This is a genomic window from Spirosoma pollinicola, assembly GCF_002831565.1.
In the GTDB taxonomy this organism is placed as follows: Bacteria; Bacteroidota; Bacteroidia; order Cytophagales; family Spirosomataceae; genus Spirosoma; species Spirosoma pollinicola.
The window spans coordinates 4,474,206-4,489,930 of record NZ_CP025096.1 but is presented as its reverse complement, the minus strand read 5'-3'; the positions used below and the strand labels follow the sequence as shown (position 1 = coordinate 4,489,930).

11 protein-coding genes are annotated in these 15,725 nt (G+C 49.3%); 6 read left to right on the top strand and 5 right to left on the bottom strand.

The features are described 5' to 3' along the window. Window positions 1-189 precede the first annotated feature (189 nt). The 6 genes from CWM47_RS18770 (at window position 190) to CWM47_RS18745 (ending at window position 7,598) form a co-directional block, all read left to right on the top strand. Window positions 190-870, top strand: a complete 681-nt coding sequence (locus CWM47_RS18770) for a response regulator transcription factor (RefSeq protein ID WP_100989759.1) — start codon at window positions 190-192, stop codon at window positions 868-870. Beyond that, on the top strand, window positions 870-2,252 hold the full coding sequence (locus CWM47_RS18765; protein ID WP_100989758.1) for a sensor histidine kinase: 1,383 nt from the start codon (window positions 870-872) through the stop codon (window positions 2,250-2,252). The genes CWM47_RS18770 and CWM47_RS18765 overlap by 1 nt, the downstream gene beginning before the upstream one ends. Before the next feature lie 77 nt (window positions 2,253-2,329). After that, entirely contained in the window at window positions 2,330-3,280 is a 951-nt protein-coding gene (locus CWM47_RS18760; protein WP_100989757.1) for a hypothetical protein, read from the top strand. A gap of 46 nt (window positions 3,281-3,326) precedes the next feature. Continuing rightward, the gene (locus CWM47_RS18755) at window positions 3,327-4,532 is read left to right on the top strand and encodes an endonuclease/exonuclease/phosphatase family protein (RefSeq protein ID WP_100989756.1); all 1,206 of its coding nucleotides are present in this window, start codon (window positions 3,327-3,329) and stop codon (window positions 4,530-4,532) included. Window positions 4,533-5,021: 489 nt separating this feature from the next. After that, entirely contained in the window at window positions 5,022-6,281 is a 1,260-nt protein-coding gene (locus tag CWM47_RS18750) for an arsenic transporter (protein ID WP_100989755.1), read from the top strand. A 63-nt stretch (window positions 6,282-6,344) separates the two neighbouring features. Then, window positions 6,345-7,598 (top strand): MFS transporter, encoded by a 1,254-nt coding sequence (locus tag CWM47_RS18745; protein ID WP_100989754.1) that lies wholly within the window; start codon window positions 6,345-6,347, stop codon window positions 7,596-7,598. Between the two features lie 188 nt (window positions 7,599-7,786). On the opposite strand, the gene CWM47_RS18740 is transcribed toward CWM47_RS18745, so the two are convergent. From CWM47_RS18740 to CWM47_RS18720, 5 genes are all read right to left on the bottom strand, one after another. Then, window positions 7,787-9,766 carry a response regulator gene (locus tag CWM47_RS18740; RefSeq protein WP_100989753.1) on the bottom strand — a complete coding sequence of 660 codons (1,980 nt, stop codon included), beginning with the start codon at window positions 9,764-9,766 and terminating at the stop codon, window positions 7,787-7,789. A gap of 313 nt (window positions 9,767-10,079) precedes the next feature. Further along, the gene (locus CWM47_RS40055) at window positions 10,080-11,393 is read right to left on the bottom strand and encodes an ATP-binding protein (RefSeq protein WP_100989752.1); all 1,314 of its coding nucleotides are present in this window, start codon (window positions 11,391-11,393) and stop codon (window positions 10,080-10,082) included. Continuing rightward, entirely contained in the window at window positions 11,390-12,055 is a 666-nt protein-coding gene (locus CWM47_RS18730) for a hypothetical protein (protein ID WP_100989751.1), read from the bottom strand. Before CWM47_RS18730 ends, CWM47_RS40055 begins: the two co-directional genes overlap by 4 nt. A 20-nt stretch (window positions 12,056-12,075) precedes the next feature. Beyond that, window positions 12,076-12,876: a hypothetical protein gene (locus CWM47_RS18725; RefSeq protein WP_100989750.1), complete on the bottom strand. Its 801-nt coding sequence runs from the start codon at window positions 12,874-12,876 to the stop codon at window positions 12,076-12,078. 205 nt (window positions 12,877-13,081) lie between these two features. Next, a complete protein-coding gene (locus tag CWM47_RS18720; RefSeq protein WP_100989749.1) occupies window positions 13,082-15,493 on the bottom strand; it encodes an outer membrane beta-barrel protein in 2,412 nt (803 codons plus the stop codon). Between the last annotated feature and the right edge of the window lie 232 nt (window positions 15,494-15,725).

The following is a 15,725-nucleotide window of genomic DNA, read 5'->3' as shown; positions in this document are numbered from 1 at the left end:
AACAGGTGAATATACTTATAAATATATTAGAATAATTACGCAAAAAACAGGCATATTTATGAGTATAGTATGAGCAGATAGTTGCAGTCATTTTCAAAACCAACTTACTACTAGATAAGTCTGCGCTAGACACTGAAAGGGCATCTATCGTATTATTTCCATAAATTCGAGTGAAGAATTAGTCGCGTTATGAACATTCTGATTATTGAAGATGAAGTCAAGACAGTACAGAGCATCAAACAAGGCCTTGAAGAACACCACTGGGAAGTTGATGTAGCTTATGATGGGACGATGGGTTTCCAATTGGCAACCCGCTCAACCTATGCCCTCATTATCTCAGATATTATCTTGCCGGGGATAAATGGCCTTGAACTTTGTCGAAAGCTGCGGGCAGCCAATATACTCACGCCAATTCTGATGCTGACCGCCCTCGGGACTACCGACGACAAAATTATGGGGCTGGACGCAGGGGCAGATGATTACCTGGTTAAACCGTTTGAATTTCGCGAACTGATGGCGCGGGTCAGGGCGTTAACTAGGCGCAATAGCGGGACAGTTCAAACTGGCAACCTCTTGAGAATTGCCGATCTGGAATTAAATCCGGACACTAAAAAAGTAATACGTGCCGGTAAAGAAATATCCCTGACAGCCAAAGAATTTCAACTGCTGGAGTACTTTCTACGCCATCAGGGCCGGGTAATTTCCAAAGTCGAACTGGCCGAGCGATTCTGGGATTTGACGTTCGATACCGGCACCAATATTATTGAAGTCTATATCAATTTCCTTCGCAAAAAGATAGACAAAGACTTCGAACCCAAGTTACTACATACGCAAATTGGCATGGGATACGTCGTAAAGCTGTTGTCATAATGCTGAATATTCGTACCCGGCTCACCTACCAATTCGTTCTTATTGTAACGCTTATCCTGCTTTTCTTCTCGCTTGGCGTTTATTTTTTTAGTAAGCTTTACCTCGAAAAACGATTCTTCAAGCGCCTTCAGGACCGCGCGATTACAACTACCACCCTCCTTTTTGATTTACAGCAAACGGATAGTACCGTTCTGCGACTTATCGACGCGGCCGGAAAAGTCCCTCTGCTTAATGAGAACATTTCGGTTTATAATGAAAAAACCGGGGCGGTATTATTTTCAACTAACCCGGCAAATGCCCACTTCCACGAGCAATTTATTCCGCAACTCGACTCGACCTCCCAGATTCTGTACCTGCATCAGCAGGAGTACCAGATCGTAGCCATTCACCTGACGGGCGGACAGGGCAAAAACTGGGTAATTGTTAGTGGCATTGACCAAACCAGTAAAGAAGCACTTGACGACTTGAGGAAGATCCTGATGGTTATGATTCTGTCGGCCATCCTGTTGCTTGGTATTTCGGGCTGGTTTTTTGCCGACCGGGCCCTGGCTCCCATGTCGGGTATTATCCGGCAGGTCAATACTTTTTTTCCGGAGAATGTAGAAAAACGGGTTGAGCACCCAAATCGTTCTGACGAAATTGGCCTGCTGGTAGCCACCTTCAACCGGTTGCTCGACAGAATAGAACAGGCGCTGAAAACACAAAAAATGTTCATTGCGAATGTGTCGCATGAATTAAAAAATCCACTCACAAAAATCAACGCGCAGATTGATGTCGCGCTCATTCAGCAGCGAAATCCAGAGGTATATGAACGAACGCTTCATTCGTTGCAGGAAGACACCCGAAACCTGATACAACTCACAAACACCTTGCTGGAATTGGCCAACACATCAATTCAGGGCAATAATATGCCCTTTGAGCCAGTTCGAATGGATGAGCTTTTATGGGAAACAAAAACCCAGTTGCAGGCCTGGAATGAAGACTACCGAATCCAGCTTACATTTACTGATTTTCCGGACGATGAAGAAGCTTTGATCATGAACGGAAACAGAGCGTCGCTGCTGGTATTGCTCATGAACCTCGTCGATAACGCCTGTAAATTTTCGCCCGCAAAAACGGCTATCGTTAATTTTCAATCAAGTAGAGGCACGATAACCGTTACGATTTTTAACGAAGGCCCGCCCATACCAAAGGCCGACATACCTCACATTTTTCAACCGTTCTTCCGTAGCAATTCAACGGCCCAGTCGAGCAATGGGCATGGTGTTGGGCTCGCTATCGTTTCGCAGGTTACGCAGATTCACCAAGGCCATATTGCGGTAAGTTCATCCCTCAACGGCACGACTTTCACCCTGACTTTTTCGACGGCCAGCCCATTTTAAGGTAAATTTAAGGTCAGCTTAAGTCCGGCTTAAGTTCGATGTTGTTGCTTTGTACCACTACCTCTCGAAACAGGAAAATGGAAGCAGAAGCAACAAGCAATCAACAGGGCGTGCTGAACATGACCATCGGGGCACTTGTCGGCATCCTGGCTTTACTGGCCTATTTATTTCTTGGCTCCCGCAACGAAACCCTGGAAGTTCAGAAACAGCTAACGACCAAAGTAGAGCAATTTGCGTCCACTCAACTAAAGCTCGATTCCATTTCAACGGTCCTGGACCAGAAAATAGTTGAAGTTCGTCAACTCGGTGGCAGTCTTACCGAGCTGGAACGCATAAAACGGCAGCTAGAGACCGACAAGAAAAAACTAAAGTACGACCTTAGTTTTTCGATTCAGCAGTACGATTTAAAGATCAGGGACTACAAAAATTTTCTGGTCGTAAACGAGGGTGATATCCGTAAGCTGAAGGCCGAAAATGGCACATTACTAAGCCGAAATCGAGCCCTTGAAGAGGAAAAACAGAGCATTATCAGCGAAAACGAAGGGTTAAAGCAGGATAAGGCAACCCTTGTAAAAACGGTGGTTGATTACTCCGTTCAGAACGCTGACCTAAAAAATAAAGTGACGCTGGCCTCGGCCATAAAAGCCGTTAATATGGACATTTTGGCGGTAGCGTCCAATGGAAAAGAACGCCGGGGCGGTACCTATAAAGCATCGCGCATCGACCGCCTGAAAATTTCGTTTACGCTGTTATCAAATCCACTGGCCCTGAAGAACGATAAAGACATATACATACGTATTCTGGACGCTAACGGAGCGGTGATCAGTGAAAGCGGCACGAGCGGAGTTGTGGGGTACGAGGGGCGCGAGATTGGCTACAGCATCCACCAGACAGTGGCTTTTGACAATAGTGACCAACGGGTAGATATCTTCTATCGCCGGGATTCTCCCTATAAGCCGGGTGTCTACACCGTTGAATTATACGCGGAAGGCTTCAGGATCGGCGATGGTCGTTTCGACGTGAAGTAATGCAGCCTTCATTGGCGTTCATATTCGCTATTTAACGGACAAAACGATGGCAACTTTTTATACATTCATACGCATTTTGTCGGCAGTAGTCCAGCTTTTACTGAAAACGGTACTGGGCCTGGGCAACCTGCTTTTCAGTCGATACCGGCGGTTCCCACTTGCGTATACAACACTTGGTTATCTGTTTGTTACTATGGCATTTTGCTACTACCCAATGGTTAACCATTGGCTTACCGGCTTTGTCATGATGAGTTTACCACTAGCTATGGCCTGTGGATTGGTTGCCTGCATCTATTTGCTTTACAAGAAACAAAAGACGGTGGCAACAGCCGGTCTGATCTGGATATTATGCTCGTTTATGGTTGTAAAAAGGCTGTGGGGTATACCCGCCGGCGACCTGAATTTAAGTCAGGTGAACACCCTGAAAGTGCTGAGCTTTAACAGCGAAACATTTCCAACAGGGCCAACAGCTACTGGATTCGACGCATCGGCGTTGAAAGCCGATATTGCCTGTTTTCAGGAATATTCCCCCAATGCACAAATCGAGAACCAATACCTGGCTAAAGTTGAAAAGCTGACGTGTTTTGACAAAGACCGGGAAATAGGGCTGGCTTTATTTTCCAATTACCCGATACTGAATCAATATGGCCGTATCTGGAACCGAACGCAGGGGCCTGACATCAATGGGTTCCTCTGCGCCGATATTGCCTATGGAACCGACACCATTCGGGTTGTTAACGTGCATTTGTGGTCGATGGGTGTTCGCACAAATCAGGCCATGGAGGCTTTTCGGGCGGGTAAATCAGGCCAATTTATACGAGAGGTTTTTGATACGTTTTGCCGGTTAAAAGAAGGTTTTGAGCATAGAAACGAGCAACTCCGGGAGGTAGAATCGTATGTTGTGGGCAGTCGATATCCCGTTATTATTTGTGGCGATTTAAACGAAACACCCATTGGCTATTCCTACGGAAAGCTGGCCCAAAACTTCACCAATGCATTTGAAGAGGCTGGGCAGGGACTTGGATTTACGCTGAATCGCCACCCTTATTGTGTGCGCATAGACCAGCAGTTCGTTAGCCATGACTGGCATATTAAAACGTGCCAGACTCTATCTGGCATTTCCTTCTCCGATCATTTTCCTGTACTGGCTCAGTATGTCCTCAAAAAGGCGTTGACAATGTCGACTGACAAGCTTGTTCATCGTACCCCTCAGCCATTCGATACGGCCAAGCTGGTAGCAACAAAAAAATAAGCAACTTACTGCGAATGGCTATTCGTGAAAACAGCAGCCATCAAAAAATAAGCCTCCTCCTATCAATGGATGAGGCTTATTTTTTGCGGTCAACTAAGTAAGATTCCCATTCTCTTTAATTGAATTTTAATCTTATACGACTGATTTACAGAATAATTCTAAATTTCAAAAAATACCACACTATCTACAACTTTGAGTAAAACTACCCACACCAGTCAATATAATATACGAATTAGGTTTTGGTAAACCGCTACGAATCAATTCATTGCCGTTTGCCACACATTTGTGGCATGGTTTTCACAGTATCCAGTCATCATTACAGTAATCCGCACGCTCTGATAATTATACTGCCAGTGGCACGCAACGGATGAAGAAAAATTAATACTAATCTAACGTAAACCTAAGCAAGCCCTTTTTCCTTTGTGGCTGTCTGACAGTTAATAACAGAACTGGCAAACCATCATTTTAACTACAGGCAAACAAGATTACATGACTCACATTTTCATCTGGATTATCACGTTTGTATCCATCGCGGGTGTCATCATCCGACCCTTCAACATCCCTGAGGCCGTTTGGGCTGTTTCCGGGGCGCTTTTACTCCTGATCTTTCAGTTATTATCCGTTTCCGAAGGCGTTTCGGGTATCGCTAAGGGGCTGGACGTGTACCTGTTTCTAACGGGCATGATGCTGCTGGCCGAAACCGCCCGAGAAGAAGGCCTGTTCGATTGGCTGGCGGCTCATGCCACCAAACGCGCCGAAGGATCAGCCAGCCGACTATTTCTGCTGATTTATCTGGTGGGTGTCGTCGTCACTACGTTTTTATCCAACGATGCCACGGCTGTTGTGCTTACGCCGGCCGTGGCTGCCGCCGTCAACGCTGCAAAGGTGAAAAATCCATTGCCTTACCTGTTTATCTGTGCCTTCATTGCCAATGCCGCATCGTTTGTGCTGCCCATTTCCAACCCGGCTAACCTGGTTATTTATGGGAGCCACATGCCCCCCCTGCTGGCCTGGCTAGCTCAATATACCCTGCCTTCGCTGGTGTCGATTGGTGTTACGTATGCAGTGCTTCGTTTTACCCAGCGAGAGGCACTAACCGAATCCGTTGAAACAGCCATTGCCATTCCAGCGCTGTCTCCCGGTGGGCGTCTGGCCATTCTCGGTATTGCCGCTACGGCAGTTGTTCTACTGGTTTCCTCCGCGCTGGACAGGCCGCTGGGTTTGCCGACCGCTATCACGGGTATCCTCACAACGGTTCTTGTCCTGATTCGGGCGAGACTAAATCCGCTTGTCGTCATCAAAGAGGTTTCCTGGTCTGTACTTCCGTTGGTTGCAGGGTTGTTTGTGCTTGTAGAAGCGCTCGTCAAAACCGGCCTTATTCAGCAACTGACAACGCTGCTACACGACAGCACAACCCGTTCAATAGCGATGACAACCTGGGTAAGTGGGATTGGCGTTGCGCTAACCTGCAACCTGGTCAATAACCTACCCGCCGGGCTAATAGCAGGTACGGTGGTGCAGGTCAGTCAGGTACCGGACGTAATCAAAAGCGCCATCCTGATTGGTATCGATCTGGGGCCGAACTTGTCGGTAACGGGGTCGCTGGCGACTATACTCTGGCTGGTCGCTTTACGTAGGGAAGGGCAGCAGGTTAGCGCCTGGGCATTTCTCAAGCTCGGCATTCCGGTCATGCTAACCGCGCTTCTATTTACACTGGGCACCGTATGGCTGTATTATCGACTGGCATAGCTTTCCCCGATTGGGTACATACATCCAGTTACCTGCGTTAGTCTTCTACTCATTTACGCAAAAATGATCGACACCCCCGCTAAACCCCCAAAACACACAGCCAGCAAAATCAGTCTTCGCGCGCTGGATGCGGCCAACTTTTTTCTGGCCGATGTTCGCGATGGGCTGGGTCCGTACCTGGCTATTTATCTGCTCACCACATTGCATTGGGACGCCCAAACAATTGGTATTGCTATGTCGGTGATGGGTATTGCAACCGTAGTGGCCCAGACGCCCGCTGGTGCTCTTGTCGACCGTACACGCCGAAAACGCATCCTGTCTGTTGTGGCATCGCTGTTAATTGCTACGGCAGCTCTGCTTACCATCACCTGGCCTCGGTATGGGGTCATTTTGGGCGGTCAGGCCATGATGGGGGTAGCTGCGGCCTGGTTTGCTCCCGCCATTGCCGCATTGACCCTCGGGCTGGTTGGCCCAAAAGCACTCGACGGACGGGTGGGTCGAAACGAAACATTCAATCACGCGGGGAATGTATTTGCTGCGGTGATGGCTGGCCTGATTGGTTATTACCTCCGAACGGAAGGGATATTTGTGTTGCTGGCCGTCATGTCGCTGCTCAGTAGCGTGGCCGTCTGGCGCATCCGTGAAACCGACATCGACCATGAACTGGCGCGGGGAAAGGGGCCGAAAGACGAGCCGGAAAATCCGGAAGGGAAGCCAACCGGTATCCGGGCCGTACTGGGCAACCGATCCATTCTGTTTTTCGCGCTGGCTTGTGTACTTTTTCATTTCGCCAATGCCGCCATGTTGCCCCTGTTAGGGCAGCGTTTGGCTAAAGGCATCAACGCCGGGGCTTCATCGGCCTACATGTCGGCCTGCATTATTGTCGCGCAACTGGTTATGATTCCTGTCAGTCACCTCACAGGAAAGTTGGCTCCCAAAGGGCGTAAGCGGTTGCTGCTCATCGGCTTTGCTGTGCTCCCCATCCGGGGTTTGCTCTACACCCTCACTAATGATCCTGTTTTGCTCGTCGCTATTCAGATTCTGGATGGCGTTGGCGCGGGCCTGTTCGGGGTTCTTTCCATTCTGATCGTCTCAGATTTAACCAGCGGTAGTGGGCTATTCAATACCACGCAGGGTGCAATTGCTACGGCTGTTGGCTTAGGCTCCTCGCTCAGCAACGTCTTTGCCGGTGCTTTACTCCAGCGAACCAGTTACAACGTCGCCTTCCTGACACTAGCTGCCCTGGCTCTTGTAGCTCTTGCCGTTCTGTGGTTTTTTGTACCGGAAACGAGTCCGCAAGCGAAAAAGGATACCTAGTAAAGACCCTAATGAATAGTCCATGCCAAGGCCGATTCCGGAAATCGGCAACATCAGCAGCCGGTATCGTTTTCCTACTGGCACCCGCCACTTCGTTAACGGCTGAAACAGTCATGACGCGTTGACCGGACTGTCGAAACTGTTGACGGCCCGGCAATGCTGGTTTTTAAAAAGGGAGATAAAAGCAGCTATCGTTTAAGGTCGGCTGCCACAAATTCTGTGGGCGTTTGTTGATATACCTCTTTAAACGCAGTGGCAAAGTTTGTGGGATGCTCAAACCCAACGAGATAAGCCGTTTCTGAAACCGGATGCCCAATTTTAAGCAGGTCGCAGGCACGCCGAAGCCGGTAGGTGCGAATTAGGCGGGCGGGGCTTACCCCTACCAGCGAATGAAGCTTGCGTGTCAGGGTTCGTACGCTCATGGCCATATCGTCGGCCAGCGCTTCGGCCCTATAAGCAGATTCGTCCAGATGTGTTTCGATACATCTGTAGAGTTTGTTCATAAACACGGTTTGAGGGGTAACCGGTTTATCTGCTTCCGGCACGGTAAGCGTTGGTTGCGGGTCCGGTTTGGTGAGAGATCGCAGATAATAATCCCGTATTTTCTGCTGCCGACTAACCATATTCCGGAGTCGCAATGTCAGCTCTGTCATATCGAACGGCTTTGTCAGGTAATCATCGGCCCCTTCCAACAGGCCCTCCCGACGGTGTTGAACACCGGAACGGGCTGTAAGCAAAAGCACGGCAATATGATTGGTGTCGGGGCTATTTTTCAACTGATGAGTTAATTGATAGCCATCCATCTCAGGCATCATCACATCCGACACCACAATGTCGGGCAATTCACGCTGTGCCAGTTCCAGCCCTTGCCGACCATTGGCAGCGGTCAGTATCCGGTACTGACCCGAAAGTGATTCGGCGATGAAGGTGATCAGTTCCGAATTATCTTCGACCAACAGAATAAGCGGACGGTCAGATTCTTCCAGATTGGTAGTTAGCGGATGGTCTTCCACCCAGAGAGGAACCGTTGGCCGGGGCTGTATCCGTATCCCGTAGGTGGCGGATTTAACTACTTTCTGGATAGGCAGCTCGACCGTAAAAATGGTACCACGGCCCGGCTGACTTTCGACGGAGAGATGCCCCCCTAGCCGACGCGTCAGTTCATACGCTAGCGAGAGGCCAATTCCCGACCCTTCGTAGGCTCGGGTCAGGGAAGCATCTACCTGATAGAACCGATCAAATATTCGACTTATGTGTTCCGGTGGAATACCCACTCCCGTGTCGGCGACCGTCAGGACCAACTGCTTTTGGCCCACCACGCAAACCACGGCGACTTTACCGCCGGCGGCCGTAAACTTGATGGCGTTCGACATAAGGTTGGCGAGAATCTTTTGCCATTTATCGACATCAAAATTGATCTCCTGATGCTGAAGGTTACTGGAAAACGTCAGGGAAAGTTGTTTCTGATCGGCCATTGCGCCGAAGGAGTTGACAACATCGTCCAGAAAAGTGATAACATCCCCGCTCGACTCGAGCAGTGGCAGACTATCGGCTTCCAGTTTGGCCAGGTCAAGGAGTTGATTAATTAAGTTAAGTAATTGATTTGCATTCCGCTGGATGGTAAGCAGGCTCCGGCGTAGTGCCTCGTCCTGTCGGGGATTCTGCAACAGGTTATCAACGGGAGCCAGAATGAGCGAGAGCGGAGTCCGGAATTCATGCGTGATGTTATCGAAAAATCGGGCCTTTAACTCGGCAACGGCCTTTGCATGAATCGACTCGCGCAACTGTCCCACATGGCGGGCCGTTTTATCAATGGTCAGTTCCAGATCCTTGAAATCAATAGGCTTCATGACAAAATCGAAAGCACCCCGGTTCATAGCAGTGCGTACATTGGCCAGATCGCCATAGGCCGATACCATCAACGCCCGGCTGGTGGGTGCTACTTGCGGGAGCTGGCTAAGTAAAGTCAAGCCGTCTATGTCGGGCATATTGATGTCAAGCAGCAATACATCCACCTCCGGTCCAGTTTTTAAAATAGCCAGCGCTGCCTGACCACTGGTTGCAAAGCTGAATACATAGTCGCCAGCCTGTATTTTGCGCCGGAAACGTTGTTGCATAAGTGGTTGTAAACTGACTTCGTCGTCCACTACCAGTATCTTGGTGCTCATGGAGAAAGGTGGGAAAACAACAATAGACTCGTTGCATACTGAGGTAGCTTCTGCGTCAAAAAGCTGAAATCAATTCATCAACCACGATTATGCTGTTCATGGCCTGGCCGATCCAACTCTAACCCATGCTTTCCGTGGAAAAGAAACGGCTTTAACTAGCAGTTACAGAGCTAATTAACTAATTCATTTTCAAATTAATGCCTAAAGCCTTCACTATTCTTACCTATTGGTAGGCGAAGCACGCTATATCTATTAAATGGAAGCAGACAGGGCATGTTGATGGATGCCCAAATGGTATTGGTCGAAAACTCGGCTACAGAATTAGTTTCAGTATAAACGTTGCGCCCTCACCCTGCTGCGACTGCACCGTCATTTCGCCCCCATGTCCGTTGGTAATAATATCATAACTCAACGATAAGCCAAGCCCCGTGCCTTCGCCGGTGGGCTTGGTCGTAAAAAAGGGCTGAAAGATCTTCTCTTTTATCGCGTCGGGAATGCCCGTTCCATTGTCACAAATCCGAAGTTCGACTGCTCGGCGGTCAGATTGATGACGAAGCAGGGCTGTGCTGACCGTAACAGTCGGCTGGTAATCCATTGAAGCTGTTTTCTGCTTCTGGCCCACGGCATAAAAAGCATTGTTAAACAGGTTAAGCAATACGCGGCTGATGTCCTGCGGCACCACCGGGACTAAAGGCAGACTGGGGTCAAAGTTAGTTTCCAGCGTGCAGGCAAATTGAACCCGGGCCGGCAGTCCATGGTCCGGCGATGCGCCAAAGTGGGTCATCCCCTGATAAGCCAGCCGCAGGTATTCCTCACAGAGGGCATTAAGATTAGTGGGCTCCCGCTCTCCGGTGCTGATGCGGGCGTGTTCGAGCATCCCCCTGACAATGTTGCTGGCCCGTTGCCCGTTTTGAGCGATACGTTGCAGATTTTCCTCCAGATCGTCGGCAATGTAGTTTGCTTCGTCCAGGTCACCTTTTGATAAGGCTTCTCGTTGTTCGTGCATCAACTCGACCGACACTTCGGCGAAGTTGTTGACGAAGTTGAGCGGGTTCTGAATCTCGTGGGCAATACCGGCAGTGAGCTCGGCCATTGAGGCCATCTTTACCCGGTGAATGTGGCGCTGCTCCAGAAGCTTTTGACGAAACCGATACAGGACAAAAAAGTAGATGCACACACCAACGAAAACAAGCGCATACAGAAAGAGCAGAGGAATAAACCACCACTTGTGCCAGACGGCTCCTTCGATAACGAAAGCAAATTCGTCGGCCGTGGCATTCGGTGACGCAGGTTTGACAAGAAACGTGTAGTCGCCACCATCCAGGTGAGCATACAGTGCCTGCGAGCAATTGGTGCAGGTGATCCAGGCATAATCAAGTCCCTTCAGCTTATACTGAACTGTTTTCTGCGATGCATTATGCTCATCGGCAAAGCTAAACAGTAGATAATTCTGATTGTTGGCCAGCCGGATGGGTTGTTTTTGGGATAAGCTTATGGTAGTGAAGGCCGAATCTTTCTGATTATTTCCGGCCTTCACCGCCACAATCCGGGTCGATGGAAGGCTACGCTGCCCCCACGCAACCTGCCACCAAAGCGCAGCAATGAGCAGAAAAAGGGCAGGTTTCATGGATCAGTGCGGCTTGTTGACGTTTCTACATATGCACTCAGCCAGAACGCGTAGGCGAAGCCGATGTACATGCCGATGGTGATGATCGACCAGAAAATATAGTACTGCAAATAAAGTGTTTGCGAATAGCCGGCAAGGGGCTCTCGGAACAGATCGAATGCACCAACCAGATTATAGGTCACAACACCGACGCTTATCCAGAACATAGGCTGCCTGGCCAACGGTATGTGAATATCGGTTTGCAATACCTGGCTCAGGTAATACAATCCGATGGTCAGTATGTAGGCCTTGGCTACCGCGTTACTGAAGCCATTATTAGTCAGTCCCGAAATAAAAAAAGCATCGAGGGTGATAAATGGCACCAGTAACAGACCAAGCCACAAAAAGACTATCCGGACTTTTCTACGACGGATGAGCAACGAAAAGATAGTGGCCATCATCAGCACATCGGCAATTGAAAACAGATACAGAAAGGTTAGAGTGGCTGTCAAATCAAACAACAACAACAGCAAATCCAGAAGCAGAACAATCGACAACCCAAGCAGCAAAATAGACCCTGTCCGGGAAAGATATTTACTATAGTAAGCGCCAACCCCAACAGGAATCACAACGATGTAGGTAGCTACATACACGAGAAACATCGCTATATCGACCAGCTTCATCACACGTCAGATTTATTTGTTTATCGCCCGAAAGGCGGGGTGCTTGGCTTGGGTCCACTATAACCCGGCTCATCATCGAAAGTGGAGAACTGCTTTACCGAAGGCGTTTGACCATCGGCGTGTAAACCCCTGAAAATAAGGTGAAAACAATTGCGGTTGAACGGGCTATTCGAGTTTTCAACACGTTCCATAAAGCCAAAGCGAATGGACAGCAGGGGGCAGTGTTCCTTATCCAAATCGCTTAATGCCTTTAGCAAAGGATCAAATTGCATATAGGCCCCCGTGATAAAATTATCCTCGCCATGAATGGACCGGAATGACTGCTCGAACTGGTTCAGCAAGGCCAACTGTGACTTCTTGGAAGGGGTTAGGTTTAAGCTGGTGAACTGTTTTGTAGACATCACTGATGGTGTCAAATGCAATTTCTCGCCATCGTCGGAACCATCTAAAAAGACTCCTCGCATAACCAGTACGATTTGGTTGGTATCAGGCGTAAGTCCGTAAAAAATACCTAAATGGGTAAGTTTGGGCTGGCCTGTCGGCAAAGGTTCATCCCTCAACGCGTTAATACTTTCTACCAACGTAGTAATGGGCAGCGGTGCAATGGTAAACGAAATAGCTTTTTGGGGGGCCATTTCGTTTACTACTGGCTGTTCGGGAGCAGGGGCAGCGGGCATCCTGACGTTGTCAATGCGCTGCTTTTCACTGGCGAACGCAGTTTCCAAATTAGTGAAGCGGGGGCTGCCATCCACTGGAACATCAAAGATGCCCACCTTGGTATCTAAGATTACTTTGAGATCCTTCGAGAAAGTAAAGTTCATTTTTGTCTGGCTAAAAAGGTTTAAAAATTCACAAGTCTATTCTTCATCGGGTACATACCGGGAGTGCGTTGAGTATCTATTCATTTACGTACCCCCTGCTTCAGACAAATTTCGCCGTTACCATCCGAAAAGACGTTTGATTTTCAGTCATAAGGCTTTGCTTTTTAGCCAATTGACTATGAAAACCGTACAGATGGTTCTTTACTTAGTTGATCCGTTTGCGCTCATCGTCGGAGCCGGTTATTCGCGTCGTGTTCACCTTCACTTTCTGATTGCCAAACGAGCGGGTGTAGGTCAACCGTAGCAAGCGTGTATGATTACCCCGACCACCAGCGGTAGCCGAATAGCCCTGCGAAGGATTACTCACTTCATAAGCTAAAAAACTGCTCCAGAGCAGATCCTCGCCCGCCAGCCGCAACGAGCCTTTATTGCCCGGAAGCTGCTTTTTTACCGCTATATTCAGGACTCCGAACGGACGGCGGTGCATCACGCCAATCAGGCTGCGACTTTGGTAAAAGCCAGATACCTCAGCCGCAAAATTGTGGGGCAATGTAAACGTCTGGCTATGTGTCAGGCGAAATGCATGCTGGTGTTGCTGTTGGGTAATTCCCTCCTGGGTGAACTGCGTAGCCTGACGATAGCCCAACAAACTAGTCTGCATTTGCCACCAGGGCGTCAGAACGAGCGGGAAACTAAACGTAAGTGACAGATTGTCGGCCTGATCCAGATTCTCCGGCCGGGTTACCTGACGGTTCTCGGCGGGAATAACCGTCAGATTAAATGAAATGGCGTTTATGATGCGGGTATATCCCAGCGTAAGCAAAAAATTCTTTTTGAACTGATAGGTGCCCTGGATGACCTTCGAAAGCCCCGGCAACAGTCGTTCATTGCCACCGCCGGAGTTGCTGGGGTCAGCATAATATAAATAGGGTGCCAGTTGCAGAAACGTTGGACGGCTAATGCGCTGACTATACGACAGTTGTATACTGCTGGCTGGATTCAGCGTATGAACCCAGAACACCGTAGGGAACCAGTTTCCGTAGTTGCGGTACACCAGCGGTTTCCCATCGATGGTGCGCAAATCAGTTTGAGTATGCTCGTAGCGAAGCCCGGCCTGTAGGCGATTTTTGGCTGTCACCTGCCCGCCAAGGTTGATGTATCCGGCCCAGATGGTCTCGTTCATCTGCACATTCTGACTCAACGTAGAGTCAACGATCCAGTTGTCGTTCTGCTGTCGTTCGAATCGAATGTTGTTATTGAAGTGAGCAAACGTGCTTTTGGCTCCCGTTTCCAGCTTGATCGTTTTGTTCAGGTTTTGACTGTAATCCAGTTTGGCAACCCACAGCCGGATAGGCGTCTGTTTTGAATTCCGGACAAATTCCCGCTCAAGTCTATTCTCCTGTTTATAATCGGTGTCGAACTGATAGCGGTGCGGATTATTGTTCCAGTAATGGATGTAGTCTACATCCACGCTGATGGCCCCTTTGGGAAGTGTATGACGCAGATTCACGTTGCCCGTATACGTCCAGGTGTCGTTCAGTTCGTCGTCCCGAACGTTCACCTCGGTCAGAGGAAGCCCAAGCCGGGTGGTTTTGGCGTAGTTGAACGCGATCTGATTCGATTGGTAGTTCTGAAGAGTGGCCAGGCTGCTGAAGGTCGTTCGGGGGTTCAGGCTCCATTCGAGGCCAGCCTGCCCATTATGAACCCAGTCGCGTTGATTCCGGGTAATAGTCCCCTCCGTATAGGTCGGAACAGGTTGGGTCAGTGTCCGGCTGAAGGTGTACAGTCGAATCAGGTGGTTCATTTGCCCGGAGTAATCGGCAAACAGGCTTACTTTCTCCGTTTTACGGTTGATGTTGCCCGATACGCCCGCCCGCTCCCAGCGGCCATACCCGAAATTAGTCGTCCACGATCCGTTTGTACCCAGACTGGTATTGCGCCTGGTAACAATATTGATCAGGCCGGCATTGCCTTCAGCGTCATACTGAGCCGGGGGCGTGGTAATCAGTTCAATTTTTTCAATGTTACCCGCATTCATTCCGCCCAACATAGGCAGTAAACTCGTTAGCGGTATGCGCGAAAGCTTGCCGTTGAGCATGACCATCACGCCCTGTTTCCCATTCATGGCCAGCACACTATTATTCCGGTCGACTGTAACGCCAGGAGAGCGTTCCAGAATATCGAGAACTGTACTTCCAGCAGCCATAATGCTGCTCTGCACATTGATAACCATGCGGTCGATCTGCTGCTCGAACAAAGGTTTCTGCGCCGAGACAGCCACCTCTTTCAGTTCCTGAGTGGTCTCATTTAGTAGCAGAGCAGGCACGACCACCGGAGAATCAATCACGGTAATAACGGCGCTTTTGGTGGGCTGGAACCCCACCATCGTTACGCTGATCCGGTATTGGCCGGGCTTTACCTGCTCAAACAGGAATTGACCTTCAGCCGAGGCAAGATTACCTTTTACCAGGCTGGAATCGCGGGCGTTGATCAACGCAATACTGGCAAAAGGAAGGGGCTTGTTCGCCCTGTCGAGCAGGGAGCCGCGAACCGTTGTCTGGGCCAGTACAGGGCTGATGAGTGCAGTGGACAGAAGATAGATGAGTACCGTTTTCATGGCCGGAATATATTGAGGATGAAATCATTACGACCTGACATAAGGTCCTAACAAAGGTCCATCACCAACTCCGGATCGCCTTTTGGTTTTCAGCCACAAGCGTGTGCATTTGTGCCATAGCCCCTCTGCTGATCAGCCAAATGTGTATGCTTTCCGGACAATCAGGAGATGACCGAAAAGCACACACATTTGGCCTGAATCAAGTCGACTAAGCCGCCAAATACCGGGAACA